The organism is Streptomyces lasalocidi, from assembly GCF_005280215.1.
Lineage (GTDB): Bacteria > Actinomycetota > Actinomycetes > Streptomycetales > Streptomycetaceae > Streptomyces > Streptomyces longwoodensis.
Window position 1 is genome coordinate 7,147,420 of sequence record NZ_SZNQ01000001.1, and the last position, 26,513, is coordinate 7,173,932.

Below are 26,513 nucleotides of genomic sequence, written 5' to 3' on the forward strand. Positions count from 1 at the left end.
CGAGGGGACCTGCGGCGGCCGTGCCGCGAAATCCGTCCTGTCGTGACCGTTGACGGGGTGTCATGACCGCAGCAAGCATGTCTCGCGTCCGAATTTTGGGAGCGCTCCCACGCACCTGGCGCACCCGCACGTCCCGAGGAGCCCAGACGTGAAACGACGCACAACGGCCTTGCTGACCCTCACCGCCCTGCTGGGCACGGCGCTCACCGCGCTGCCCCTGCAGCAGGCCGGTGCCGAGGAGGCCGAGCAGGTCAGGAACGGCACCTTCGACACCACCAGCGACCCCTGGTGGACCAGCAACGTCACCGCCGGCCTGAGCGACGGCCGGCTGTGCGCCGACGTGCCCGGCGGCACCACCAACCGCTGGGACTCCGCGATCGGCCAGAACGACATCACGCTGGTGAAGGGGGAGACGTACCGGTTCTCCTTCCACGCCTCCGGCGTCCCCGAGGGCCACGTGGTCCGGGCGATCGTGGGCCTGGCCGTGTCGCCGTACGACACCTGGCAGGAGGCGAGCCCGGTGCTCACCGAGGCCGACGGCTCGTACTCCTACACCTTCACCGCGCCCGTCGACACCACCCAGGGGCAGGTCGCCTTCCAGGTCGGCGGCAGCACCGACGCCTGGCGGTTCTGCGTGGACGACGTGTCCCTGCTCGGCGGGGTGCCCCCGGAGGTCTACGAGCCGGACACCGGGCCCCGGGTGCGCGTCAACCAGGTCGCCTACCTGCCCGCCGGGCCGAAGAACGCCACCCTCGTCACCGACGCCACCACCCGGCTGCCCTGGCAGCTGAGGGACGCCAAGGGCACGACGGTCGCCCGGGGCCTCACCGTGCCGCGCGGCGTCGACGCCTCCTCCGGGCAGAACGTCCACTCGATCGACTTCGGCTCCTACCGCGGGCACGGCACCGGCTACACCCTCGTCGCCGACGGCGAGACCAGCCACCCGTTCGACGTCGACGCGGCGGCCTACCGCCGCCTGCGGCTGGACTCCGTGAAGTACTACTACACGCAGCGCAGCGGCATCGCGATCCGCGACGACCTGCGTCCCGGCTACGGCCGCGCCGCCGGCCACCTGAACGTCGCCCCCAACCAGGGCGACGCGAACGTCCCCTGCCAGCCGGGCGTGTGCGACTACAGCCTCGACGTCACCGGCGGCTGGTACGACGCCGGCGATCACGGCAAGTACGTCGTGAACGGCGGCATCGCCACCTGGGAACTGCTGAGCACCTACGAGCGCTCGCTGCGCGCCCGCACCGGACACCCGGCCGCCCTCGGCGACGGCACCCTGGCGCTGCCCGAGAGCGGCAACAAGGTGCCGGACGTCCTCGACGAGGCCCGCTGGGAACTGGAGTTCCTGCTGAAGATGCAGGTGCCCGCCGGGCAGCCGCTGGCCGGCATGGCCCACCACAAGGTCCACGACGAACAGTGGACCGGTCTGCCCCTGCTGCCCGGTCAGGACCCGCAGAAGCGGGAGCTTCACCCGCCGACCACCGCGGCGACCCTCAACCTGGCCGCGACGGCCGCCCAGGCCGCCCGGCTGTACCGGCCCTACGACAAGGCGTTCGCCGCCCGGGCGCTGACCGCCGCCCGCACGGCGTGGCAGGCCGCCCTCGCCCACCCCGACCTCTACGCCGACCCGAACGACGGCACCGGCGGCGGCGCCTACAACGACGACGACGTCACCGACGAGTTCTACTGGGCCGCGGCCGAGCTCTACCTGACCACGGGGGAGCGGCAGTTCGCCGACCACGTCCTCGACTCGCCGGTCCACACCGCTGACGTCTTCGGCCCGACCGGCTTCGACTGGGGCCACACGGCCGCCGCCGGCCGGCTCGACCTCGCCCTCGTGCCCAGCCGGCTGCCCGGCCGCGACCAGGTGCGCCGCTCGGTGGTCAAGGCCGCCGACACCTACCTCGCCACGCTGACCGCCCACCCGTACGGCATGCCGTACGCGCCGGCCGGCAACCGCTACGACTGGGGCTCCAGTCACCAGGTCCTCAACAACGCCGTGGTCATCGCCACCGCCTACGACCTCACCGGCGCCCGCAAGTACCGCGACGGGGCCCTGCAGGGCATGGACTACGTCCTCGGCCGCAACGCCCTGAACATCTCCTACGTCACCGGCTACGGCGAGGTCAGCTCCCACAACCAGCACAGCCGCTGGTACGCCCACGAGCTCGACCCGACCCTGCCCAACCCGCCGTCCGGCACCCTCGCCGGCGGGCCCAACTCCAGCATCCAGGACCCGTACGCCCAGTCCAAACTGACGGGCTGCGTCGGCCAGTTCTGCTACATCGACGACATCCAGTCGTGGTCGACCAACGAGACCGCGATCAACTGGAACGCGGCCCTGGCCCGCATGGCCTCCTTCGCGGCCGACCAGGGCTGACCCGGCGACACCCTGGGGTACCGCTCGGGTACGCCCCTGACCTGGCGCTATTTACGGGTCAGTACCCGAGCGGTACCGTGAAGGACATGCCAGCCCTCAATGTGGAATTCAGCGACCGCGAGCTGGAGGACCTGCGGCAGATCGCCAAGGAACGCGGTACGTCGATGAAGGCGCTCGTGCGGGAGGCGGCCGCCGCCGACATAGCGCGCCACCGGGCGCTCCAGGAGGGGGCGGAGGCGTTCCGGCGCTTCTTCGCCTCGCACGCCGACGAGTTCGCGGCGGCGTTCCCCGACGACGAGGCGCCCGTCCGGGGCGAGGGGCGGGTCGCCTGACCGATGACCCCCGTCCTCCACATCGACGTCCCCTGGCTGCTCCAGCGCCACGAGGAAGTCCTCCCGGACCAGCCGACCGTCAACGACTTCTCGGCGCTGGTCGCCGCCGTCGCCCGGCACCGGGTCGACCCGCCCCGGCTCGGCGTGGACTCCGACCCCGCCTGGCGGGCCGCCGCCCTGCTGCACACCCTGGCCGTCCTCAAGCCGCTGCCGTCCGCGAACGCCCGCTTCGCGTGCGCCACCGCCGTCGCCTACATGTTCGTCAGCGGCGTCGGCATCGACCCGCCCTACGGCGCGCTGGTCGACCTCGCCCGCGACCTGATGTCCGGCAAGGCCGACGTCTACGGCGCGGCCGACCGGCTGCGCTCCTGGCAGATCTGAGGCACCGGTCCCGCCCGCGGAACCCCCGACACCGCAGGGCCCCCGGGACCGCCGGCCGAGGGCGGGAGGATCAAGGCCGGCGGCCGGTGTCGCGCGGGGGAGCCGCCGTCCCGCGCGGGGCCTCCGAGGAAGGGCCGCTCCCAGTGCACTACGGCCCCGTGGGCACGGGGAGCGTGCGACGTGCCCCGGCGCGTGCGCGGTGTTCACACGGGGCGCGAACGAAACGAACACCACGGCCGCGGGTCCGAGTTGGGCCGCCCTGTCGACTTTCTTTCAATAAGGCCGAAGTTGTTCTTGTGCCTTGTTGCGCGCTCGTGAGGTGTGCGAGGGTGAAACACCCGTGCGGGGGGTGACGGCCGGGATCACCGTGCATCACGGGGAACCAGGGGCATCCGTCTGCGAGCGGGGCCCACGTCGCCCGGAGCGACCGCGCTCCCCGCCACGCCGACCCGGTCACGCCCCCCGAAGGAACCGCTCAGTGCTCACCCCCCGCCCTCCCCGTCCCCCGTACCCGCCGCCCGGCGGGGACTCCGGACAGTCCGACGAGTCGCTCGCCGCCGGAGTGCGCGGCGGCCCGGACGGGGAGGTCGCCGAGTCCACCGCCCTGCTGATCGCCCGGCACTGGCGGTCGGTCCACGCGTACGCGGTGATCTGCCTCGCCTCCTCCGGCAGCGTCGCCGCCATGGTCACCGGGGCCGCCTTCCACCAGGTCTTCGACCGGCTCAAGCTGGGCGAGCAGGGCACCGCGCTGCGCCCCCGGCTGCTGGTCACCGTGCGCGACACCGCCCTGCTCTGGTCCGGCACCGAACGGATATCGGGCGTGCTGCCCGCCCTCGGCAAGCCGTCCGGCGCGCGCGGGATGCGGGCGGCCAAGACGCTCGTGCCGGAGAACCGGGTCCTGGCCGAGCGCGCCTACCAGGGCCTGTCCTCGGTCGACCGCGCCGTGCTGTGGCACGTCGAGGTGGAGGCCGAGCCGCTCGGCCTGGCCGCCGCCCTGCTCGGCGTGGACGCCGACACCGCCGCCGCGGCCCTCGACCAGGCCCGCGACAAACTCCGCGAGGGCCTGGTCCGCGCCCACCGCGAGCTCGCGCCGAGCAGGGACTGCCGCTTCTACAACCGGCTCCTCGACGTCCCCCTGCGGCGCGGCGCCCAGCTCCTGCCCGACGTGCGCCGGCACCTGGACGCCTGCCGGTACTGCCGGGCCGCCGCCGAGCAGCTCGGCCACTTCGACGGACGCCTCGGCGCACTCCTCGCCGAGGCGGTCCTCGGCTGGGGCGCCGGCCGCTACCTCGAGTCCCGGCCCGGCCGGTCCCGGCAGCAGTCCGCGCGGCTGCGCGGCGCGGCCCGCCACCGCGGCGGACGCCCGCGCCGCGCCGCCCTGCGCCTGCTGGACCGCCTGCCCGGGACCCGCTCCTCGCGCACCCTGCTCACCGGCGTCGGCCTGGCCTCGGCCGGGCTGCTCACCACCTTGCTCGCCGCCGGCATGTGGTCCGACGACGGCGGCGCCGACCCGGCGGCCTCCACCAGCGCGAGCGGCGGCGGCACCGTCCCCGGCTCCGCGCACCTGCCCACCGCACCGGGGGGGACCCGGCTGCGCAACGCGGCCGCCGACCTCTGCCTCGCCGTCGAGGGCACTCCGCGCGACGGCGCCCCGCTCTCCCTGGCCGCGTGCTCCGCCAACCCGGCCCAGCAGTGGCGGTACGAGGACGACGGGCAGCTGCGCAGCACCGCCGAGCCCCGCCTGTGCGTGGACTCGCACGCCGACGCCGGGGTCGTCGTGCTCGGCGCGTGCACCGAGGGCGCCGACGCGCGCACCGACGACGTCCGCTACGACCTGACCGCGCAGGGCGAGTTGCTGCCCCGCTGGGACGCGGACCTGGCCCTGACGACGGCCGGCCGGAACGCCGGCGCCGACCTGGTGGTCAAGGTGCGCGACGGCACACCGGGCCAGCGGTGGCTGACCGACGCCGGCGCGGCGCGCCGCGGCTCGCTGTCGGTCAGCGGCACCGGGGGCCCGGCCGCCCGCCCGGCCCGCGCCCCTGGTCACGACGCCTGACGGCGGCCGTCACCCCGGGTCCGCCACCAGGTCGGCCGCGCCGACGGTCGACGGGGTGGCGTGCCCGGACAGGGCCAGCGTGAGGTCCAGCTCCGCCAGCAGACAGCGGATCACGTGGTCCACGCCCGGCTGTCCGTCCAGGGCGAGTCCGTACACGTACGGGCGGCCCAGCAGGACGGCCCGGGCGCCCAGGGCGAGCGCCTTGAACACGTCGTCGCCGGTGCGGACCCCGCTGTCGAACAGCACGGCCAGCCGGTCGCCCACGGCCCGTGCCACCCCGGGCAGCGCATCGGCGGCAGCGATGGACCCGGCGACCTGCCGGCCGCCGTGGTTGGACACCACCACGCCGTCCATCCCGGCGTCGGCCGCCTCCCGTGCGTCGTCCGGGTGCAGCACCCCCTTCAGCACGATCGGCCCGTCCCAGTGCTCCCGCAGGAACGCCAGGTCCGGCCAGGTCTTGCCCGGGTCCGCGAACAGACCGAGGAAGTGCAGCACCGCCGCGTTCGGGTCCTCCTGCGGCGGCTTGGCCAGCCCCGCGAGGAACGCCGGGTCGGTGAAGTAGTTGGCCGTGCCCACCCCGTGCAGGAACGGCAGGTACGCCTGGTCCAGGTCGCGCGGCCGCCACGCCAGCATCGGGGTGTCCAGCGTGACCACCAGCACCGTGAACCCGGCCGCCTTCGCCCGGTCCAGGAAGCTGCGGGTGACCTCGCGGTCCTTGGACCAGTACAGCTGGAACCAGCGTTCGGCGTCGCCCATCGCCTCGGCGACCTGCTCGATCGGCGTGCTCGACGCCGACGACAGCACGTACGGCACCCCGTGCGCGGCGGCGGCCCGCGCGGCGGCCGGCTCGGCCTCGGGGTGCATGATCGACAGCACGCCGACGGGGGCCAGGGCGAGCGGCGCGGGCAGCGGACGGCCCAGCACCTCCACCGACAGGTCCCGTTCGTGGACGTCCCGCAGCATGCGCGGCACGATCCGCCGGCGCTCCAGGGCGGCCCGGTTCGCGCGGGCCGTGCTGCCGTCGCCCGCGCTGCCCGCCACGTAGCCGACCGGGCCGGGGCCGAGCCGGTGCTCGGCCAGTGCCTCCAGCCGGGTCAGGTCGGTGGGCAGCCGGGGAACCGTCCCGGACATCCCGTTGAGGTAGATCTCGTACTGGAAGTCCGCCCAGTGCCTGGCCATCGGGCCTCCCGCCTCTCGTCGTCGAGCCTGCGCCGGGGCCGACCCTACCGGCGGGTACGGGCCGAGGAGCAGGGGCCCGGGCTGTCGAGAACCTGCCGCTCCGGCCGCCGCAGCGAGGTCGTCAACGGGGCGGCCACGTGCGGATCGATGAACACAAGGGGTCCGGAAGTGATCCACCAGGGGCAGAACCAGGCAGCGCGCGGAATGTTTCAGGACGATTAACGAACATATGTAAACCGGCCAACTGGCCGATCCGAGGGCCGCGGTGAGGCCTGCTTTCGGCGTTGGAACGTTCGAATTCCGTGACTTCACGCCACTGATTCAATACGCAAGGTTACTGAAACCCGTGGGGTCGATGTGAGTTTCGGCGGCGGAATCGGCAGACTCGCGGTCGCCGCTCCGGGCACCCACCGGTGCTGGACGGCACCCCCCCGAATCGAGCGGAAGGATGCACACAATGCGGAACACCGCGCGCTGGGCAGCGACCCTGGGCCTCACGGCCACCGCCGTCTGCGCCCCCCTGGCCGGACCCGCCCTCGCCGCCCCGTCGGCCCCCACCTCGCTCTACGCGCCGTCGGCCCTGGTGCTCACCATGGGCCACGGCGAGAGCGCGGCGCTGGTGAGCCCGGCCCGGGCCGTCACGCTGAACTGCGCGCCGTCGGCCTCGGGCACGCACCCCGCGCCCGCCCTCGCGTGCGCCGAGCTGCGGGCCGCCGGCGGTGACCTGGACGCCCTCGCCGGACCGACCGACACGGTGTGTACCAAGCAGTACGCACCGGTCGTCATCACCGTCGACGGCGTCTGGCAGGGCAAGCGCGTCTCCTACGAGCGCACCTTCGCCAACGAGTGCGTGAAGAACGCCAGCGGAAGCAGCGTCTTCGCGTTCTAGGACCGGGATCGTGTGGACCCGTGGCCGCCGCGAGGGCTCGTGACTGGGGAGTGCGAGCCCGTCCACGGAACCGCGACGATCTCGTTGCCCAGGGGCCGGAAGGGCGGAGTGGGGCCGCCCGCCGGCCCCTGGGGTCATCTTCGGCGCACGTGCGACATCCCCGGCAGAAGGAGAAGCTGCCGGGGATGCCGCACGTGCGCGTGCCGGACGGTCTAGGCGCGTTTGCGGTGGCTGGTGTCGCACCACGGGTAGCGGCGGCTGCGCCGGCACGTGCACAGCGCGACGCGGAAGCGGTCCGAGGACACGGTGGTGCCGTCCTCGAGCTCGATCTCGACCGGGCCCTCGACGAGCACCGGTCCCTGACGCTGGACGCTGATCCGGCGCGGCCGGTCAGACGGGGCGTTCGGCACGGACGACCACCAGCTCTTCCTTGTTGTCGTCGGAGGCGAGCAGTCCCCGCGCCCGCAGCCAGTTCTGCCGCTCCCGCAGAACCGGCCCGAACGGGATGTGGTGGCGCTGGGTCACGGCGGCCTTCAGGCCGCGCTCGCGCAGACAGGTCACGGTGCGCTCCGGGTCGCTGAGCGAGGAGTGCACCAGGAGCAGGACGCCCCCGGGGCGCAGCATCCCCGGCGCCTCCCGGCAGATGCGGTCCAGCACCAGCCGCCCGTCCTGCCCCGCGTCCCACGCCCGGGCCCGCCCGCGCGGCGGCGCGCCGCGGTCGGGGGCGGGGACGTACGGCGGGTTGGCGAGGACGAGGTCGAAGGTGCGCCCGCGCACCGGATCGAAGAGGTTGCCGCGCAGGATGCGTACGGACAGTCCGGCGCGCCGGGCGTTGAGCCGCGCCGCCCAGACCGCCCGGCGGGAGACGTCGACGGCGGTGACGCGCAGGCCGCGCCGGGCGGCTTCGAGGGCCAGGGCTCCGGAGCCGGTGCCCACGTCCAGGACGTCGGCGTGCGGCGGGAGCGGTTCCTCGGACAGGGCCCCTACCAGCAGGGCCGTGTCCTCCTGTGGGGCGTACACGCCCGGTAGCACGAGCTGGTTCACGGCGACCAAGTACCCGGGCACTCAGAAACTATGGGAAGTTCGAGACGCATGGTGCGGGGTATCCAGCGGCGTGCGCAGGGAGGAACGCCCGGCCCGCCAGTCCCCGAGGAGCCGGGCGGCCAGCCGGTCCTCCACCGTGTCGGTGGCGGCGATGCCGAAGGCCACGTCCGCCGCGAGGTGCGGCTCCGCCTCCAGCAGACCGGCGATCACCTCGTTGCGCACGACCTGCTCGTGCACGGCGTCGGCCTCCACGTGCTCGTCGTAGAAGTGCACGGCGGCCGGGCCGGCGCCGGTGCGCCGCAGCGCCTCGGCCAGCCGTCGCGAACCGGGGGAGGAGGTGATCTCCACGGACGCGAAGTGGCCCACCAGCGCGCCCCGCAGCGACCGGTGCAGACCGAACAGGGACATCAGGTTGACGGTGGCCAGGGCCTCCGCGCAGACGGCGTCCAGGTAGTGGCCGTAGGCCGTGTCCAGGTCGAGGTCGGCCATCAGGTCGGCGAACAGCCGGGCGTGGACGCGGTCGGCGCGCCCGCCGCCCCACTCGTCGAACTCGACCGCGGCCATCGCGGCCTTGGCCCGGCCCCACAGCCGCGGCAGCACCCAGCCGTGCGGGTCGGCCTCCTTCAGGTGGTACACCGAGCGCTGCGCGGCGTACTCCCGCAGCTGCCACAGCTCGCCCTCGTCCCGCAGGAAGTGGCTCACGCCGCTGCCCTCCACGGGCTCGACCAGCAGGGCCTCCACGGCCTCGTCCACGGTGTCGGGGACCCGGGTGTCGGCGCGCAGCGCGGCGAGGAAGCGCTCCTCCAGGGCGGCGCGCACCCGTAGCAGGTCGGGGTCCCACTCGGCGTCGGCGGGGACCCCGGCGAAGCCCCGGTAGTGCAGCTCGTAGCAGAGGTACAGGGCCAGCTGGAGGTCGTCGCCGTAGGGGTCGGCGTCCGCGGCCGCCTCGGGGGCCGGCAGGGGGCCCGCGCCCAGCAGGTACTCCTGGACGGCCGCCGACAAGGGGCCCCGGGCGGCCGGGAGCCGCGGTTCCGCGTGATCGTGTGCCATGGGGCGCGGGTACCCCGGACAGCCCGGGAGCGCACCTGTCGCTCCGGTCACCGCCGAGCCGGCCGAGGCTCACCCACGGCCGGCTCGGCGCACGCGGCGCCCGACGGGTCGGATCCGGGGCGCACGGCGCCCCGCCCCGTCACTCGCCCTGCGACTCCTCCTGCGCCCGGGTGTTCGGAGTGATCGCCTCGCCCGCCTCGCCGGTGTCGCCGTCCCCGGCGCGGCGGGCGCCGTGGCGGTCGTCGTGGTCGGTGACGCGGGTCTCGGCGTCCTCGACCTCCCGCACGACCTCCTGCACGGCGGTCTCGGGCTCACGGGACTGCTCGCGGTCGGTGTCGGACACGGGGTCTCCCTTCATCAGGTCCATCGGATCTTCGCTGCACCGCTCCGGGGCGGTGCCCGGCTCATTTCCCGGCGACGCGCAGTGGAACGGGCTCCTCGGGTGAGGCGCCGTCCGAGCGCCGGATCATCTCCGCCCACCAGGACGGCCCGTCCTCGATGTGCCGCAGCAGCACGCCCTCGCGGATGCCCCACGGGCACACGGTGACCGACTTGAGGTCGGTCAGCTTCATGGCGGTGTGCCCGATCACCGCGCCGGCCAGGCTCTGCGCGGCGCGCGGGGCCGAGATGCCGGGCAGTTCGGCTCGCTCGGCGACGGTGAGCGGAGCCAGCCGGTCGATCGCCGTGCGCAGGTCGCGGCGGTGCAGGGTGCGCTCGACGAACGGCCCGTGCCGCCCGGGCGCCGCCCCGCACAGCCGGGCGAGCTGCTGGAAGGTGCGCGAGGTGGCCACGGCGGTGCGGGGTCCCTCCCAGCGGATGCGGGCCGCCGCGTCCCTGAGCTGGTGGCGGACCCGGCGCCGCAGCGCCTTGACGGCCTCGGGGCCGGGCGGGTCCTGGTGGGCGAGGAACTCGTGCGTCAGCCGGCCCGCGCCCAGCGGCAGCGAGGCGACGAAGTCGGGCAGCCTGCCGCGTCCGAAGGCCACCTCGAAGGAGCCCCCGCCGATGTCCAGCATGGCGAGCGGTCCCGACCGCCAGCCCATCCAGCGCCGTGCCCCGAGGAAGGTCAGCTCGGCCTCCACCTCGCCGGGCAGGGTGCACAGGGCGACGCCGGTGCGGTCGCGCACGGTGCGCAGGACCTCGTCCCGGTTGGGCGCGCCGCGCACCACCGCGGTCGCGAACGCGAGCGGACCGGCGGCGCCCCACTCGGCGGCGGTACGGTCCGCCGCGGCCACCGCCTCGACCAGCCGCTCCACCGACTCCTGCGGCAGCGGCAGCCCGGGGGTGACCTCCGTGGAGAGCCGGAGCCGCCACTTGGCGGTGTGCACCGGCAGCGGCACCCCGCCCGCCGCGTCGGCCACCACGAGCCGGACCGCGTTCGATCCCACGTCCACCACGCTGATTCTCATGGCCTGGCGGGTTACCCACGACACGCCCTTCCATGCCTGTGACATGGGAATGAACATCGGCCGCGGTGCGGGTGGACGACGACCGGCCGACTAGGGCCTGTCGTTTGGATCATTCCGGCGTCGCGGGGTCTGGCACGCGCATCTGCGGCGTTGTCGTCGGTTGGCGACGCTCCGCGTCGCCGCCCTCCTCCGCCTTGCAGCTGCACGCACCAGACCCCGCTCGGGTCGGCGACAAGGCGCCGTGGGCCGGGCCGGACTGATCCAAACGACAGGCCCTAGGTGAACTGCCGCCGCACCAGCTCGTGCAGGCGGCCCCGCGGGTCCGCGAGGAGCTCGGCCGGCGTGCCCTGCTGGACGACCTTGCCGTTCTCCATCACCACGACGCGGTCCGCGTCCAGCACCGTCGACAGGCGGTGCGCGATGACGACCCGGGTGGCGTCGAGCTTGCGGGTGCTGTCGATGACCGTGCGCTGCGTCTCGTTGTCGAGCGCGCTGGTCGCCTCGTCGAAGAACAGGATCCGCGGCCGGCGGATCAGCGCCTGCGCGATCATCAGGCGCTGGCGCTGACCGCCCGAGACCGATCCGCTGCCCGAGACGAGCGTGTGCAGCCCCATCGGCATCCGCCGGATGTCCTCCGCGAGCCCCGCCAGCTCCGCCGCCGCCATCACCTCCTCGGGCGTGTACGCCCCGGTGCCGCAGATGACGTCCATGATCGAGCCGGTGAACGGCTGCGCGTGCTGGAGCACCACCCCGCACTGCCGGCGCACCGCCGACTGGTCGAGGGCGGCCAGGTCCTGACCGTCGTACAGCACGCTCCCGGAGACCGGGCGGTCGAAGCCGATGAGCAGCCGCAGCAGCGTCGACTTGCCGCAGCCGCTCGGCCCGACGACCGCCACGAACTCGCCCGGCCGCGCCTCGAAGGACACGTCGTCCAGCACCAGGGGGCCGTCGTCGGCGTAGCGGAACGACAGGCGCCGCGCCTCCACCGCACCGGACAGCGGACCCGGCCGGGTGCTCCCGGACCGCACCTCGGGCGTCGCCTCCAGCACCGGCCTGATCTCCTCGAACAGCGGCAGCGCCGCCACCGCCGCCACGAACGCCCCGGTCAGCGAGGTGACCGAGGTCAGCAGCATCGTCATCGAGGTGGTGAAGGTGAGGAAGTCCGCCGCCGACAGCGCACCGCGCGCCGGACCGGCCAGCAGCATGAACATCAGCAGCGAGCACAGCGGCAGGTACACCGCGCCCAGCACCGCGTTGAGGTTCTTGATCCGGCCGAGGCGCTGCTGGAGCTCCCGGCTGCGCGCGAACTGCGCCGCCCAGGCCGCGTAGGCGTAGTTCTCGGCGGCCGCCACCCGCAGCTTCGGCAGCCCGCGCAGCGTCTGGAACGCCTGGTTGTTCAGCTTGTTGCTGAGCACCACCAGCCGCCGCTGCCAGCGCACCTGCCACAGACCGAGCCCCAGGAACACCCCGGCGACGACGACCAGCATCCCGACCGCCGCCAGCGCCAACGGCACGCTGAACCAGAGCAGCAGCCCCAGGTTCACCGCGCCGACCGTCGACGCCTGCACCACCGAAGGCCCGAGCCCCGCCAGCAGCCGCCGGATCGCGCTGACGCCCATGGCGGCGCTCGCCAGCTCGCCCGTCGACCGCTCGGCGAAGAACCGCGTCGGCAGTCGCAGCAAGCGGTCCCACACGGCGGGCTGGAGCGTCGCCTCCACCCGGCCCTCGAGACGCAGGATCGTCAGGTTCTGCAGCAGCATGAACGCCGCCGCGACGACACCGGCGACCATCACCGCCAGGCACACCCGCACGATCGGGCCCTCCTGGGCCCGCGGCACGTACGCGCCGAGCACCCGGCCCGTCGCGAGCGGCACCAGCGCGCCGATCGCCACCGTCACCAGGCCGCTCAGCAGCAGGTTCGCCAGGTCGCCGCCGGTGCCGCGCATGCTGAACCGCAGCAGCCGCAGGGGGCTCGGCGCCCGGTCGGGCAGCGGCCGGTAGAACATCACCGCGCGCGGCTCGAACTCCGGCGCGTTGGCCCTCTCGACCGGTGTCTCCCGCCCGGTCGCCGGATGCACGGCGACATAGCCGCCGCGCCGCCACAGCAGCGCCACCGGTGCCCCGGACAGCGCCCGGTGGCCGACCAGGGGGCCCACGTCGTCCCGCCACCAGCGGCCGTCCAGGCGTACGGCCCGGGTGCGCACCCGCGAGGCGAGCGCGATCCGTTCCACCGGGTCCAGCCGGTCGCCGCCGGCGCCCGTCCGCTCCGGCGCGGCCAGCGCGATCCCCGCCGCGTCCGCGACCAGCTTGCAGGCCGCGTACGTGGCGTCCGCGTCGGCGGCCGTCGCCCGCTTCCCGGCCGGCCCCCCGATCGCCGCCAGCAGCGTCCGGTCGGCCTGGGCGCGGACCGCCTCACCGGCCTTGATGCCCTCGGCCGTCCGGGTCTCGTGGGTGCGCTCCAGCTGCTCGATCCAGCGGTCCAGCGTGGTCAGCAGGCGGTACTGCTGCTCGACCATGCCCTGCCACACCGCCGGGTCCATCAGCAGGTCCGCCGCCGCCTCGGCGCCGTACAGCGCGCCGTACCGGACGCTGCCGGGCGGCACCTGCATCCAGAACACGTCGTCGTCCGTGGTGTGCGCGGGCCGCTCCGCGCCCATCGGCGCCTGGAAGAGGACCGACAGACCACGCCCGACCCCGAGGGCGAGCGCGTACTCCAGCGGGTTCGACTCCGGCGGCACGTACGGGGGGTTGCCGTACGCGTCGTACGCCCAGGTCTGGGTCTGCGCCGGCTGGTACAGCTCGCGCAGTCCGATCCGGTGCACGACGCAGTCCCGCAACGGGCGGGCCACCAGCGTGTGCTCCGCGCCGGTGACCGGGCCGAGCAGCAGCGAGCCCGCCTCCAGCCGGCCCAGGTGGTGCCAGTGACCTTCCTGCCGCGCGTCCACCGCGAACAGGTCCAGCGCGCCGGACGCCACGAGCCACAGCACCTGCGGCCCCTCCAGGTCCAGCCGCGGCAGGCCCGAGCAGTCGACGCGCGCGCCGAGCTGCCCGAGCGCGGCGAGCACCAGGTCACCCTCGTGGACGGTCGTCATCACCGCTGCCCCACCAGCGCCGCGTACGCGCCGCCGCGCGCCACCAGCTCCTCGTGCCGCCCGCGCTCGACCACCGTGCCGTGCTGGAGGACGACGATCTCGTCGCTGTCCCGCACGGTGCTGAGCCGGTGGGCGATCACCACGCACGCGCAGCCGCGCCGGCGCAGGTTGTCCATCACGACCTGCTCTGTCTCCGCGTCCAGGGCGCTGGTCACCTCGTCCAGCACCAGGATGCTCGGCCGGCGCACCAACGCCCGCGCGATCTCCAGGCGTTGGCGCTGGCCGCCGGAGAAGTTGCGGCCGTCCTGCTCGACCCGGCCGTGGATGCCGCCCGGCCGGCGCGCCACCACGTCGTACAGTGCCGCGTCCCGCAGCGCCTCGACCACCGCGTCGTCCGGGACCGACGGGTCCCAGAGCGCCACGTTGTCGCGGACGGTGCCCTCGAAGAGGAACACCTCCTGGTCGACGAAGGAGACCGAGGCGGCGAGCGCCCCGCGCGGGATGTCCTCCAGCCGCCGTCCGTCGATGCGGATGACGCCCTCCCACGGCGCGTACAGCCCCGAGATGAGCCGCGACACGGTCGACTTGCCGCTGCCCGAGCCGCCGACCAGCGCCACCTGGCGGCCCGGCCCCACCGTCAGGTCGAAACCGGTCAGCAGCGGCGCGTCCAGCGGGCTGTAGCCGAAGGTGACGTTCTCCAGCTCGACGTGCCCGCGCAGCCGGCGCGTGGCGTCCGCGCCGCCGGGGCGGTCGTACAGCGGGTCGGCGCGGAAGCCCTCGACGTCCTTGAGCCGGGCCACGTCCGCCGCGAAGTCCTGGATGCGGCCCGCGACCCCGTTGAGCCGGGTCAGCGGCGCTGTGAAGCGGGTGACCAGGGCCTGGAACGCCACCAGCAGGCCCACCGAGAGGTGCCCCTCGATCGCCCGCAGCCCGCCGATCCACAGGATCAGCGCGCTGTTGACGGTGGCCAGCGTCGGCGCGACCACACCCAGCCAGGCGCTCGGCACCCCGAGCCGCTGCTGCTCCTCCAGCGTGGTGGCGTGCTGTCCCGCCCACTTGCGGAAGTAGCCGTCCTCCCCGCCGGTCGCCTTCATCGTCTCGATCAACTGCAGCCCGGTGTACGCCGTGTTGGTCAGCCGCGCCGTGTCCGCGCGCAGCTTCGCCGTCCGCGTCGCCCGCAGCCGTACGACGATCCGCATGGCCACGACGTTCAGCAGGGCCACCCCCACGCCGACGAACGTCAGCTGCGGGTCGTAGCTGTACAGCAGCACCGCGTACAGCACGACGACGACCGCGTCCACGCCCGCCGAGGCCAGGTCGCGGGCCAGCGTCTCGGCCACCGCGTCGTTGGACTGCAGCCGCTGCACCAGGTCGGCCGGGCTGCGCTGGGCGAAGAACGTCACCGGCAGCCGCAGCAGGTGGCGCAGGAAGCGGGCGCTGGACAGCGTGGAGGAGATGATCCGGCCGTGGTGCAGGTTGGCCTGCTGGAGCCAGGTCAGCACCAGGGTGAGCAGCACACAGGCGCCCATCGACGCGAACAGCACGCCCAGCAGCGAGGTCTGGCCGCCGATCAGGAACAGGTCGATGTAGGTGCGGCTCAGCGCGGGCACCGCCGCGCCCACCACGACCAGCAGCAGGCTGGCCAGCACGGCCGCCGGCAGGGTGCCGGCCGTGCCGCGCAGCCGGGCCGGCAGCGCCCCCAGCACGCCCGGCCGGCGCCCGCCCCGCGCGAAGTCCTCGCCCGGCTCCAGCACCAGCACCACGCCGGTGAAGCTGCCGTCGAAGTCCTCCATCGGCACGAACCGCCGCCCCTTGCCGGGGTCGTTGACGAACACCCCGCGCCGGCCGAAGCGGCGGCCCATGCCGTCGTAGACGACGTAGTGGTTGAACTCCCAGAACAGGATGGCCGGGGCCCGCACCCCGGCCAGGGCGGCCAGGTCCATCTGCATGCCCTTGGCGGTCAGTCCGTAACCGCGGGCCGCCTTCAGCAGGTTGCTCGCGCGCGAGCCGTCCCGGGAGACGCCGCACGCGATGCGCAGCTCCTCCAGCGGGACGTGGCGGCCGTAGTGGGCGAGCACCATGGCGAGGGAGGCGGCGCCGCACTCGACGGCCTCCATCTGGAGCACGGTGGGGGTGCGGACCGTCTTCTCGCGGCTCCGGGGGACCGATCGCCGGGGCGGTGCGGCGCGGCGCCGGCCGCGGGTCTCCTGGGCGGTGGTCACGGCAGCAGCCAATCGACGGGACGCTGGTCGGCCAGCCGGATCGAACCGGTGGCCAGGGTCATGGAGGTCAGCGCGTACGGCGGCCCGTCCTGCGAGGACCAGCGGTAGCCGCTCTTCGTCGTGGGGGAGGCATCCAGCCGGACCAGCACCGCGACCGGGCGGCCCGTGCGCGTGAACTGCTCGCCGAGCTGGCCGTCACCGAGGAACGCGGCGATCTGCCGGGCCGACTGCGCGGTGCGGTCCACCGCCTTCACCCGTCCGCGCAACACGCCGTAGCGCTGCGCCGGGACGGTCTGCACGGTCAGGTCGACGGGCGCGCCCGCGGGGATCGAAGCGGCGTTCTCCGCGGGGACGTACACCGTCGCGTAGAGCGGGTCGTCGGCGTGGGCGACCTTCTCGACGGCGGCGACGTCCGCGCCGGTGGAGATGATCTGCCCGATGCTCACCGCGAGGGCGGTGACGCGGCCCGCGGCGACCGTCCGTACGACCGTGTCGCCGTCCGCCGTGCGTACCTTCAGCACGGGCGCGCCGGCCGGCAGCCGTTCGCCCTCCTTCGCCGGCACCGCCGTGACCTGCCCGGCGGCGGGGCTCTGCAGGACGTAACTGCCCTCCCCGTGGGTGAGGACGGCGGGCGCGCTCACCGTGGAGGCGACCGAACCGGTCACCGCCCACACGGACGCGGCCGCGATGACGACCACCGTCACGGACAGCACGAGCCAGCCCTGCGGCCGCGCGAAGCGCACCGGCAGGTCGAGCTCCTCGGGCGACTGGAGCCTGGCGAGGGCCTGTTGGCGGAACTGCATGGACCTTCCCTCACCCCGGGGGTGACGCGGTCGGGGCACCCGTGGGTCCCGGAACCGCGGACGGCTCCGGGACCCACAGGGCTACCGGGTGCGATCAGAGACCGGCGACCAGGTTGGTGACCGGGGCCACGTTCAGGCCGGTGACACCCTCGACCGTGGAAACGGCGGTGTCGACCAGGCCGGTGACCGGGGCGATGCCGTCCACCGCACCGGTGACGGTGTTCAGGGTGTTGAGCGACAGGCCGCCGGAGACGTTGTCGAGCTCGGCGTCGGAGATCTCGACGGTCTCGACCTGGGGGGTGGAGTTCATGGGGGAACGTCCCTTCCTATGGATATTCACAAGGGCCGCCGGAGCGCTGAGCGGTGCTCCCGCGGTGCGTTGGATGTAAGCAGGTCCACGCCCCGCGCAGCCACTCAACCGAGCCCCTCACCTGCGAACTTGGCGCTCCGGGGCAGCAAACGGTGACGGCGTGCCCACGGCTTTCCGGCAAGTCCTTCACAGCTCGTGCGGCAATGGCGGCCCGGCGCGGGGGCGGCCCGGGCGGCGAATCCGGCACTCCCGCCCCAAAGGCGTGCCGGACCGCCCGGGAGTTGTGCAGAAGCCCCGCGCACGGTGACCCCTGTGGGCATTCGCTGTGCAGATTCTCTGGAGCGAAGGTCCGGCCCCCGCTCCACGACGCAGCGTCAGGCGTCGGTCACCGTGCGTCTCAGCCCAGGAGGGCGTACACCGTGCTCGCCCGCGCGGCGAGTTCACCGGTCCGCTCGGCGGTCATCGTGATGTCGGCGAACGCCATCCGCCGGCCCAGCTTGGTCAGCACCGCCTCGATCAGGACGTCCGACTCCGTCACCGCCCGCTGGAACGACGTCGACTGCTGAACCGTCGTCATGGGCCCGTAGGCGCCGCGCGCCGACGCCACGGCGATCACCGTGGCGGTGTCCGCGGCCGCCATCAGCGCCTGCCCCGACAGCCCGCCGCCCTCCCGGGCCAGCGCCCCCGACCAGGGCAGACGCAGCACGGCCCGGTCGGGGCCCAGGGACGTGACCGACAGGCCCAGCGCCAGCACCCAGGGCGCGAAGTTGTCGGCGAGGATCGTGTCGGCTTCGGCGGTCGTCATCGTCATATGGGCGATTGTTCCCCGGTGTTGGCCCCCGGACGCGGACCGTGGCCGAAACGGCCGCGCGCGTCGGACGCCGCCCGGCGGCTTTGAACGCACCGCCCGGCGCGTGCGTACCAACGGCCAACCAGGCGCCGCTGTACGGGCTGCCGCACGGGCAGCACGAGACCCCGTCCCCCCAGGAGGTCGAAGAAGTTGAGTCACAAGCGAATTCCGAAGCGCAAGGCCGCCATAGCCGTCGGCGGCGTGGCGGCGCTCGGAGCGGCGGCCCTCCTGCTCCCCCAGGCGAACGCGTCCCAGGACGGCGGCGCCCGGGGCGGCGCCTCCACCGCCCGGACCCTCAAGGCGGACGACGCCGACGACCTCGCCGCACGGCTCTCGAAGCTGCTCGGTGACGCCTTCGCCGGGTCGTACTACGACTCCGCGAACCGGCAGCTCGTCGTCAACGTCACCGACGTCTCCGGCGACGACAACAACGTGATCGTGCAGGCGAAGAAGGCCGGCGCCGAGGTACGCGAGGTCGACAACAGCACGGCCGAACTCCAGGCCGCGGCGCGGACGCTGCGGACGAAGGCCACCATCCCCGGTACCGCCTGGGCGGTCGACCCCCGGACGAACAAGATCCTCGTCACCGCCGACTCCACCGTCACCGGCACCCGGTGGGACCGGCTGGAGTCGACCGTCGACGGCCTCGGCTCCGGCATGGCCACCGTCAAGAAGTCCGCGGGCACCTTCAGGACCTTCGTCTCCGGCGGCGACGCCATCTTCGGCGGCGGGGCACGCTGCTCCCTCGGCTTCAACGTCACCGCGGGCGACGGCTCCCCGGCCTTCCTGACGGCCGGTCACTGCGGGGTCGCCGCCCAGCAGTGGTCCGACGCGCAGAACGGCGCGCCGATCGCCACCGTCGACCAGGCGACGTTCCCCGGGAACGGAGACTTCGCGCTCGTGAAGTACGACGACCCGAACACCCAGGCGCCGAGCGACGTGAACGTCGGCGGCGGACAGAGCGTGCAGATCCTCCAGGCCACCGAGGCGACCGTCGGCCAGCAGGTGTTCCGCATGGGCAGCACCACCGGCCTGCACGACGGCCAGGTGCTCGGCCTCGACGCCACGGTCAACTACCCCGAGGGCACCGTCACCGGCCTCATCCAGACCGACGTCTGCGCCGAGCCCGGCGACAGCGGCGGCTCGCTGTTCACCCAGGACGGCGGCGCCGTCGGGCTGACCTCCGGCGGCAGCGGCGACTGCACGTCCGGCGGCGAGACGTTCTTCCAGCCGGTCACCACCGCCCTGGCGGCGACGGGCGCGACCCTCGGCGACGCGGGCGCGGGCGGCCAGCAGGCGGGCGACGGGCAGCAGGCGGGCGACGGCCAGCAGGCCGGAGGCGACCAGCAGGCAGGGAACGACCAGCAGGCGGGCGGCGACCGGATCGGCGGCGGCCAGGAGGCCGGCGCGGGCGCCGGTGACGGCTCCGACGCCGGCTCCGCGGACGGCTCCGGCGCGGCCGACGACCAGTCCGGGGCGGACGCCACGAACGGTCGGGCCTCCGGCACGGGCCACGGCTCCGGCGGCGGGAACGCCGGGCGGTCCGGCCGCTCGGGGCTGACCGACACCCACTGACCCGCCACGGGCCCGCGCGTACCGCCGCGCGGGCCCATCAAGCCCCACCGGCGGCCGCGGCCCGGTGGTGGAACGGTCCGGTCCTCCGGCGGGAGGACCGGACCGCCGCCGTCGCGGGGGCGGGCGGCGACGGGGGAGGGCCCCGCCCCTCTGCCCCGGACGGCCCAGGACCCCCGGCGGGCGAGCACCCCCGGCCCGGCGGCCCCGCGCCCGGCGTGTCGGCTCCCCGCGAGCGCCCTCCGCCCCGCGTGAAGCGGTCCCAGGGGCTGCGCGGACGTCCCACAAGCGCTGTAATACCCACGTGGTCAGTCAGGGCGCTGCGGGACGCGGAGCGAGAACGGTGCGTGCGGAGGTCGCCCTCAAGACGATCGGCACCGACCCCCGTTCACCCGAACGGACCCGTCGTGTCCTGGAACAGGCCCTCGTCTTCGCGCGCGCGTCCTTCGCCGCGGTGTACACGCCCGACGACCGCGAGCGCCTGCTGCGCCTGGTGGAGTCCGCCGGGGTGCCGCGCACCGCGTACGGGCTGCGCGAGAGCTACCCGCGCGACGGGCACTCGCCCGCCGCCGAGGCCTACCGTGCCCGGCGCCCGGTGTGGCTGGGCCCCGAGGACCTGGCCGACGAGGCCGACGCCCGGCGCATGACCTCCCGCGACGTCCACCTGGCGGCACTGCCCGTCGCCGACGGCACCGGCGGCTGCCTGCTCGCGGTGAGTGAGAACCCCGACGGCTTCGGCCCCGAGGAACGCGACTGCCTGGAACTGGTCGCCGAGGCCGTCGTGTGCCCCGTCCGGACCGCCGTGGAGCAGGGCGAGGAACTGCGCGGCACCGCCTTCGCCCTGGCCATGGACACCGGGCGGGTCGAGGTCGGCGACGCGATCCTGGACCTGTTCGGCCTGACCCGGGAGGAGTTCGACGGCCGGGTCGAGTCCCTGCTCGGCCTGACCGTGCCCGAGGACCTGCCCTCGCTGATGTCGGTCGTGGAGGCCGACCACATGACCATCGGGGAGCGCGAGCTGGAGTTCCGCGTGCTCCAGCCCACCGGACCGCCCCGCTGGCTGCGGCTGCGCGGCCGGCTGCTGCCCGGCGGGGAGGGCCACCCGGCGCGGCTCGTCGGCACCGTCGCCGACGCCTCCAGCCTGCGCAGCGGGATCACCGACGTGGCCCGGGTGCAGCGCCTGGCGGCGACCCTCGCCACCGCCGGCACCGTGCGCGACGTCAGCCAGGCCGTGGTGGCCGCCCTGCGGGTGCCGCTGCGCGCCGACCGGATCGCGCTCGCCGAGCTGGAGAACGAGCGGCTCGTCGTCACCGTCCTGGACCCGCCGGAGGCGGAGGCGTGGCCGGAGCTGTGGCAGACCGAGTGGCGCACCGAGTGGCCCGACGCGCCGGTGCGGGCCATGCCCACCCTGGCCGCCGCCCTGCGTGAGGGGCGGGCGCAGATCTGGCCCGCCGGGACCGCGCTGGAGCCCGCGCTGGCCGAGGTCGGCCCCGGTGGCCTCGCCGTCCTGCCGCTGCCCGCCGGCGGCCGGATGGCGGGCGCCTGCCTCATCGGCTGGGACACCCCGCACGACTTCGGTCCCGACGAGCGCACCCTGCTCACCGCCTCCGCCGGTCTCGTCGGCCAGGCCCTGATGCGCGCCCACGCCTTCGACGCCGAGCACGAGCTGGTCGGCATGCTCCAGCGCCAGCTGCTGCCGCGCCGCCTGCCGCAGCTGCCCGGCGCGGTCGCCGTCGCCCGTTACCTGCCCGCCACGGCCGGCCTGGAGGTCGGCGGCGACTGGTACGACGTGATCCCGCTGCCCGACAATCAGGTCGCCCTCGTCATCGGCGACGTCCAGGGCCACAGCACGGCCGCCGCCACCCTGATGGGCCAGATGCGCACCGCGCTGCGCGCCTACGCCGCCGAGGGCCACCCGCCCGACGTGGTGGTCTCGCACGCCAACCGGCTGCTGCTGGAGCTGGAGACCGACCTGTTCGCCACCTGCGCCTACGTCCAGGTCGACATGGAGGCCGGCACCGCCTGGTGCGTGCGCGCCGGGCACCCGCCCCCGGTGCTGCGCCACCCGGACGGCTCCACCGAGATCGCCGAGGCCGAGGGCGGCCCCCCGCTCGGCGTGCTCACCCAGGCCGAGTTCCCGATGACCCCGCTGCGGCTCCAGCGCGGCACGGTGATCGCGCTGACCACCGACGGGCTGGTGGAGACCGCCCAGTCCGACATCGACACCGGCCTGGACCGGCTCGCCCACGAACTCTCCGTCTCCGACCCCTCCCACCTGGGCCTGGTCGCCGACGCCCTGCTCGGCAACGCCCCGCGCAGCGACGACGTGGCCCTGCTGCTCATGCGCTACGACGGCATGGCCGTACGGCCGCTGCGCGAGGGCTGGACGGTGTGGCGCGTGCCGGAGGCCGCCCGCCACGCCCGCCGCTTCACCCGGCGCACCCTGCTCACCTGGGGCGTCCGGCCGGACGTCATGGACCCCGCCCTGCTCGTGGTGTCCGAGCTGGTCACCAACGCGCTCGTGCACACCGACGGCCGGGTCCGGCTCGACCTCACGCTCATCAACCACCGGCTGCGGGTCGCCGTGACCGACTCCTCGCCGCGCACCCCGGTCAAGCCGACCTCCCTCGGCTGGGAGGCCACCGGCGGCCGCGGCATCCTGCTGGTCGAGGCGATGGCGGAGGTGTGGGGGACCGTGCCCGTCAGCGGCGGCAAGCAGGTGTGGTGCGAGCTGCAGCTCGCCGGCTGAGCCGCTGAGGTCACCGGTCGGCCCGTGCCGCCGAACGGGGCTCGTCCCGTACCGGGACGTGTTCTCACGGACGCGCCGGGTACCCGCTGTCCATGGACACCTTCGCCACTGCCTACCTGGCGGCCTCCGGACGGTCCGCCCTCGCCACCGTCGCCTTCATCGCCGTCGGCCTCGCGCTCGTCGGCGGCCTGATCTGGGCCTTCCGCCTGGGGTTCAAGGTCCGCAAGAACGAGCCCGCCCCGCCCGCCCCGAGCGAGCAGCCGCAGCGGCCCGTGGACGGCCCCGTGCAGGAGAGCAGCCGCGTGCGCGAGCCCAACGAGATGCCCCGCAGCGAGGACGGCAGCCGGCTGACCCCGCACGAGCTGAACCCCACCGGCGGCCGGGACAGCGCCGACCAGACCCCGCCCCGCTTCACCGACGGCTCCAGCGGCGGGTTCGGCAGTGGCGGACCGGGTGCCCGCTGACCCGCCCACCAGAGAGGCGATGAATCCTTCGTGACGACGTACCCCTCGGCCACCGGGGACACCGACCCGCCGATACCGACGTCCGTCCACCGGCCCGAGACGGGCTGGGCACGCGCCCGTCGGCTGCGCCGCGGGCGCGTCGCCGTGCGCACCTGCGTCCCGGCCGTCCTGGAGTCCGGCGCGGCTCCCGGCACGCGCGGCGGCGCGGAGTGGAACATCGTCAGGGGGGACGACTAGGGCCTGTCGTTCGGATCAGTCCAGCCCGGCCCACGGCGCCTTGTCGCCGACCAGAGCCTGCGACGCCGGAGTGATCCAACGACAGGCCCTGAGCGCCTCGGCGCACGTCCCCGGGGACCGGCCGTACGACGGGCCGAGCCGGTGGACCGTAGCTAGGGTGAGGCGTGATGAAGGCTCTCGTGCTCGCCGGCGGAGCCGGTACCCGACTGCGGCCGATCACCCACACCTCGGCCAAGCAACTCGTGCCCGTCGCCAACAAGGCCGTCCTGTTCTCCGGCCTGGAATCCATCGCGGCGGCCGGCATCACCGACGTCGGTGTGATCGTCGGGGACACCGCCGACGAGATCCGCGCGGCCGTCGGCGACGGCTCCGCCTTCGGCCTGGACGTCTACGTCGGCCCCTTCACCTCCGTCGCGGAGAACTGCCGGATCGCCGACAGCGAGCTGGAGTTCTCCATCGTGCTGCGCGAGTCCTCCATCGAGGGCGTGGGCCGCATCGAGGAGTCCCTCATCGGCCGGCACGTCGAGGTCACCCCCGCCCCCGTCGTGCCCAGCGCCCACCGGCTCGTCCTCGGCGACCACAGCAAGGTGCAAAGCCACACATGAACCTCCTCGTCACCGGAGCCGCCGGCTTCATCGGCTCGGCCTACGTCCACCGCCTGCTGGCCGAGGGGACGGCCGACATCACCGTCCTCGACAAGCTGACCTACGCCGGCAGCCCCGCCAACCTGCCGGCGGGCCACCCCCGCCTCACGTTCGTGCGGGGCGACGTCTGCGACGCGGCCCTCGTGGACCGGCTGATGGCCGGCGCCGACCAGGTCGTCCACTTCGCCGCCGAGTCCCACGTGGACCGCTCGATCGACGGCGCGGCCGACTTCGTGCGCACCAATGTGCTCGGCACCCAGACCCTGCTGGACGCGGCCGTGCGGCACGGCGTCGGACCGTTCGTGCACGTCTCCACCGACGAGGTGTACGGCTCCATCGAGACCGGCGCCTGGCCCGAGGACCACCCGCTGCGCCCCAGTTCCCCGTACTCCGCCTCCAAGGCGTCCTCCGACCTGCTCGCGCTCGCCCACCACCGCACCCACGGCCTGGACGTCCGCATCACCCGCTGCTCCAACAACTACGGGCCGCGCCAGTACCCCGAGAAGGTCGTCCCGCTGTTCGTCACCCGTCTCCTCGACGGCGAGAAGGTCCCGCTGTACGGCGACGGCCGCAACGTCCGCGACTGGCTGCACGTCGACGACCACTGCCAGGGCGTCGACCTGGCCCGCACCCGTGGCCGGCCCGGCGAGGTCTACAACATCGGCGGCGGCACCGAACTGACCAACAAGGAGCTCACCGGGCTGCTGCTGGAGGCCTGCGGTGCCGGCTGGGACCGCGTCGAGTACGTCGAGGACCGCAAGGGACACGACCTGCGCTACTGCGTCGACTGGACCAAGGCCCGCACCGAACTCGGCTACCGGCCCCGCCACGACTTCAGCACCGGCCTCGCCGCGACGGTCGCCTGGTACCGCGAGCACCGCGACTGGTGGGAGCCCTTGAAGCGGGTGGCCCCCACGCCATGAAGTGGCTTGTCACCGGGGCCGCCGGGATGCTCGGCCGGGACACCGTCCGTCGTCCGCACCGCCTGGCTCTACGACGCCCCCGGCAGCAGCTTCGTGCGCACCGTGCTCGGCCTGGAGCGGCGCCGCGACACCGTCGACGTCGTCGCCGACCAGCGCGGCCAGCCCACCTGGAGCGCCGACGCGGCCGCCCGGATCGCCGACCTCGGGCCGCGTCTCGGCCCCGCCCTGCACGGGGTGTTCCACGCGACCGCGGCGGGCGAGACCACCTGGTACGACCTGGCCCGCGCGGTGTTCCGCGGCGCCGGGGCCGATCCGGACCGGGTCCGCCCGGCCCCTTCCGCCGCCTTCCCCCGACCCGCGCCCCGGCCGGCGTACAGCGTCCTGGCGCACGGCCGCTGGCGCGAGGCCGGGCTGGGCGCGCCCAGCGACTGGCGCACCGCCCTGTCCGAGGCCCTGCTCCTCATCCGGGAGGAGTCCCCGCGTGAAGCGTCATGAGTTCCTGCGGCACCTGCACGAGGTCACCCGCAACCGCAACTACCTGGAGATCTGCGTCAACGACGGACGCAGCACGCGCCTGTCCCGCCCGGCCGGGTCGACCGTGGCGGTGGCCCGTACGACCAGCCGCACCCGGGTGCCGTCGCCCGTCGGCACGGTCTCCCGGACCACGTCGACCGGCTGGAAGTACTGCGCGGCGCTGTCCCGGTGGCGCAGCACCAGGTCGGCGCCGGCCCGGCCGAACCGGCCGACGGTGCCGGCGGCCAGCCACCGCAGCGCCCCGTCCAGGTCCCGCGGCGGCCACGGCACGGAGCTGCCCGGCGCGGCGGGGAAGGTCATCGGCTCGCCCCGGTGGGTGTACTCCGCGGCGAAGGCCACCCGCAGTACGCCGTCCCGCCAGGCGACGTCCTCCGGTGTCACCCGCAGCGCGACGGCGGACTCCCACTCGGCGAACGCCAGCACGTCGTCGTAGCGGTCGGCGGCGGCCGGCTCGGCCACGATCCGCTGGGCCGGCTGGGGCGGTTCCGCGACCCCCGGCCCGAACCGCTCGACGATCACCTCGTGGATCTCCTGAAAGAGCCGGCGCCGGTAGTCGTCGGGCAGGTCCAGGAAGCGCCGCCCGCGCAGCCGCTCCGTCATCTCCACGCGCAGCCACCGCCGGAACAGCCGGTCGCGCAGCGGCCCCGGCTCGGTGTACCGCTCGACGACGTCCAGCGCCTCGCGCAGGTTCTTGAAGTAGCCGACCGGGTCGAACCGCTGGAAGCCCGCGTTGGCGTCGTCGTCGCGCCGCACGTGGTAGTAGCAGACGTAGTCGCCGAGCACCGCCACGTTCCCGGCGCGCAGGTAGGCCTCGGTGACGAAGACGTGGTCCTCCAGGCGGCGCCGGCCCTCCGGGAAGCGCAGCCCGGTGCGGTCCAGGAAGGCCTTGCGGACCATCTTGTGCGGGGTGAGGCTGTCGATCAGCGGCGCGTTCTCCACGGTGGCCCGCGGCCGGTTCACCCGGAACAGCTCCACCGGCACGCTCCGGCCGCGCCCGGCCGTCTTGCCGACGACCACGTCCGCGTCGTTCGCCACCCCGTAGGCGTACATCCGTTCCAGCGCCTCGTCGCCGAGGTGGTCGTCGTTGTCGACGAACATCACGTACTCGCCGCGGGCGGCGTCGATGCCGACGTTGCGGGGCCTGCCCGGCCAGCCGGAGTTCTCCTGGTGGATCACCCGGACCCGGTCGTCCGCGGCCGCGAGCCCGTCGAGGCGGGCCGGGGTGCCGTCGGTCGAGCCGTCGTCGACGAAGATCACCTCGTACGCGTCGCGCGGCAGCCACTGGCGCAGCAGGGACGCCACGCACTCCTCGATGCAGGCACCCGGGTTGTACACCGGGACGATGACGCTGACCTTGACCGGCATCGGTGTGCTGGCCCCCTTCGGT

At 74.4% G+C, this 26,513-nt stretch carries 22 protein-coding genes and 2 pseudogenes; 12 read left to right on the forward strand and 12 right to left on the reverse strand.

Translation table 11 applies throughout. The features are described 5' to 3' along the window. The first annotated feature begins 148 nt into the window (after positions 1-148). The 4 genes from E4U91_RS32355 (at position 149) to E4U91_RS32370 (ending at position 5,158) form a co-directional block, all read left to right on the forward strand. On the forward strand, positions 149-2,389 hold the full coding sequence (locus E4U91_RS32355) for a glycoside hydrolase family 9 protein (protein ID WP_137310097.1): 2,241 nt from the start codon (positions 149-151) through the stop codon (positions 2,387-2,389). A gap of 86 nt (positions 2,390-2,475) precedes the next feature. Beyond that, a complete protein-coding gene (locus E4U91_RS32360; protein ID WP_137300896.1) occupies positions 2,476-2,721 on the forward strand; it encodes a hypothetical protein in 246 nt (81 codons plus the stop codon). 3 nt (positions 2,722-2,724) lie between these two features. Beyond that, positions 2,725-3,102 (forward strand): toxin Doc, encoded by a 378-nt coding sequence (locus E4U91_RS32365; RefSeq protein WP_137310098.1) that lies wholly within the window; start codon positions 2,725-2,727, stop codon positions 3,100-3,102. A 478-nt stretch (positions 3,103-3,580) separates the two neighbouring features. Next, positions 3,581-5,158, forward strand: coding sequence for an RICIN domain-containing protein (locus tag E4U91_RS32370; RefSeq protein WP_137310099.1), 1,578 nt, complete (start codon positions 3,581-3,583; stop codon positions 5,156-5,158). Between the two features lie 9 nt (positions 5,159-5,167). On the opposite strand, the gene E4U91_RS32375 is transcribed toward E4U91_RS32370, so the two are convergent. Beyond that, entirely contained in the window at positions 5,168-6,337 is a 1,170-nt protein-coding gene (locus E4U91_RS32375) for a lactate 2-monooxygenase (protein ID WP_137310100.1), read from the reverse strand. Positions 6,338-6,794: 457 nt separating this feature from the next. Between E4U91_RS32375 and E4U91_RS32380 the strand changes: the two genes are divergently transcribed. Continuing rightward, positions 6,795-7,226: a protease inhibitor gene (locus tag E4U91_RS32380; RefSeq protein WP_137310101.1), complete on the forward strand. Its 432-nt coding sequence runs from the start codon at positions 6,795-6,797 to the stop codon at positions 7,224-7,226. 212 nt (positions 7,227-7,438) lie between these two features. Here E4U91_RS32380 and E4U91_RS32385 read toward each other — a convergent pair whose 3' ends face one another. The 10 genes from E4U91_RS32385 to E4U91_RS32435 all read right to left on the reverse strand — a co-directional run bounded on the left by E4U91_RS32385 (position 7,439) and on the right by E4U91_RS32435 (position 17,964). After that, positions 7,439-7,636, reverse strand: a complete 198-nt coding sequence (locus tag E4U91_RS32385) for a CDGSH iron-sulfur domain-containing protein (protein WP_137310102.1) — start codon at positions 7,634-7,636, stop codon at positions 7,439-7,441. Further along, positions 7,617-8,246, reverse strand: a complete 630-nt coding sequence (locus tag E4U91_RS32390) for a HemK2/MTQ2 family protein methyltransferase (protein ID WP_137311111.1) — start codon at positions 8,244-8,246, stop codon at positions 7,617-7,619. Before E4U91_RS32390 ends, E4U91_RS32385 begins: the two co-directional genes overlap by 20 nt. A gap of 45 nt (positions 8,247-8,291) precedes the next feature. Beyond that, positions 8,292-9,320, reverse strand: a complete 1,029-nt coding sequence (locus tag E4U91_RS32395; RefSeq protein ID WP_137310103.1) for an iron-containing redox enzyme family protein — start codon at positions 9,318-9,320, stop codon at positions 8,292-8,294. Between the two features lie 139 nt (positions 9,321-9,459). After that, positions 9,460-9,663 (reverse strand): hypothetical protein, encoded by a 204-nt coding sequence (locus E4U91_RS32400; protein ID WP_241678758.1) that lies wholly within the window; start codon positions 9,661-9,663, stop codon positions 9,460-9,462. A 61-nt stretch (positions 9,664-9,724) separates the two neighbouring features. Continuing rightward, entirely contained in the window at positions 9,725-10,726 is a 1,002-nt protein-coding gene (locus E4U91_RS32405; RefSeq protein ID WP_137310105.1) for a Ppx/GppA family phosphatase, read from the reverse strand. Between the two features lie 275 nt (positions 10,727-11,001). Then, positions 11,002-13,818 carry an NHLP bacteriocin export ABC transporter permease/ATPase subunit gene (locus E4U91_RS32415; protein WP_137310106.1) on the reverse strand — a complete coding sequence of 939 codons (2,817 nt, stop codon included), beginning with the start codon at positions 13,816-13,818 and terminating at the stop codon, positions 11,002-11,004. Next, the gene (locus E4U91_RS32420; protein WP_137310107.1) at positions 13,818-16,040 is read right to left on the reverse strand and encodes an NHLP family bacteriocin export ABC transporter peptidase/permease/ATPase subunit; all 2,223 of its coding nucleotides are present in this window, start codon (positions 16,038-16,040) and stop codon (positions 13,818-13,820) included. Before E4U91_RS32420 ends, E4U91_RS32415 begins: the two co-directional genes overlap by 1 nt. After that, the gene (locus E4U91_RS32425; protein ID WP_137310108.1) at positions 16,037-16,843 is read right to left on the reverse strand and encodes an HlyD family efflux transporter periplasmic adaptor subunit; all 807 of its coding nucleotides are present in this window, start codon (positions 16,841-16,843) and stop codon (positions 16,037-16,039) included. Before E4U91_RS32425 ends, E4U91_RS32420 begins: the two co-directional genes overlap by 4 nt. Positions 16,844-16,937: 94 nt before the next feature. After that, positions 16,938-17,153, reverse strand: coding sequence for a type A2 lantipeptide (locus tag E4U91_RS32430; RefSeq protein WP_137300909.1), 216 nt, complete (start codon positions 17,151-17,153; stop codon positions 16,938-16,940). A 397-nt stretch (positions 17,154-17,550) separates the two neighbouring features. Beyond that, positions 17,551-17,964, reverse strand: a complete 414-nt coding sequence (locus E4U91_RS32435) for a PaaI family thioesterase (RefSeq protein WP_137310109.1) — start codon at positions 17,962-17,964, stop codon at positions 17,551-17,553. A 189-nt stretch (positions 17,965-18,153) separates the two neighbouring features. On the opposite strand from E4U91_RS32435, the gene E4U91_RS32440 reads away from it, so the two are divergent. From E4U91_RS32440 to E4U91_RS32470, 7 genes and pseudogenes are all read left to right on the forward strand, one after another. After that, the gene (locus E4U91_RS32440) at positions 18,154-19,578 is read left to right on the forward strand and encodes a S1 family peptidase (RefSeq protein WP_137310110.1); all 1,425 of its coding nucleotides are present in this window, start codon (positions 18,154-18,156) and stop codon (positions 19,576-19,578) included. 301 nt (positions 19,579-19,879) lie between these two features. Then, positions 19,880-22,324, forward strand: coding sequence for a SpoIIE family protein phosphatase (locus tag E4U91_RS32445; RefSeq protein ID WP_137310111.1), 2,445 nt, complete (start codon positions 19,880-19,882; stop codon positions 22,322-22,324). 92 nt (positions 22,325-22,416) lie between these two features. Next, positions 22,417-22,788, forward strand: a complete 372-nt coding sequence (locus E4U91_RS32450) for a DUF6479 family protein (protein WP_174867890.1) — start codon at positions 22,417-22,419, stop codon at positions 22,786-22,788. Positions 22,789-22,818: 30 nt separating this feature from the next. Further along, on the forward strand, positions 22,819-23,025 hold the full coding sequence (locus tag E4U91_RS32455; protein ID WP_137310112.1) for a hypothetical protein: 207 nt from the start codon (positions 22,819-22,821) through the stop codon (positions 23,023-23,025). Between the two features lie 167 nt (positions 23,026-23,192). After that, positions 23,193-23,630 (forward strand): sugar phosphate nucleotidyltransferase, encoded by a 438-nt coding sequence (locus tag E4U91_RS32460; protein ID WP_137310113.1) that lies wholly within the window; start codon positions 23,193-23,195, stop codon positions 23,628-23,630. Further along, entirely contained in the window at positions 23,627-24,592 is a 966-nt protein-coding gene (gene rfbB / locus E4U91_RS32465; RefSeq protein ID WP_137310114.1) for a dTDP-glucose 4,6-dehydratase, read from the forward strand. Before E4U91_RS32460 ends, rfbB begins: the two co-directional genes overlap by 4 nt. Positions 24,593-24,628: 36 nt before the next feature. After that, positions 24,629-25,087: pseudogene (locus E4U91_RS32470) on the forward strand (SDR family oxidoreductase); the annotation flags it as partial. A 90-nt stretch (positions 25,088-25,177) separates the two neighbouring features. On the opposite strand, the pseudogene E4U91_RS32475 reads toward E4U91_RS32470, so the two are convergent. Continuing rightward, positions 25,178-26,491: pseudogene (locus E4U91_RS32475) on the reverse strand (glycosyltransferase family 2 protein); the annotation flags it as partial. Between the last annotated feature and the right edge of the window lie 22 nt (positions 26,492-26,513).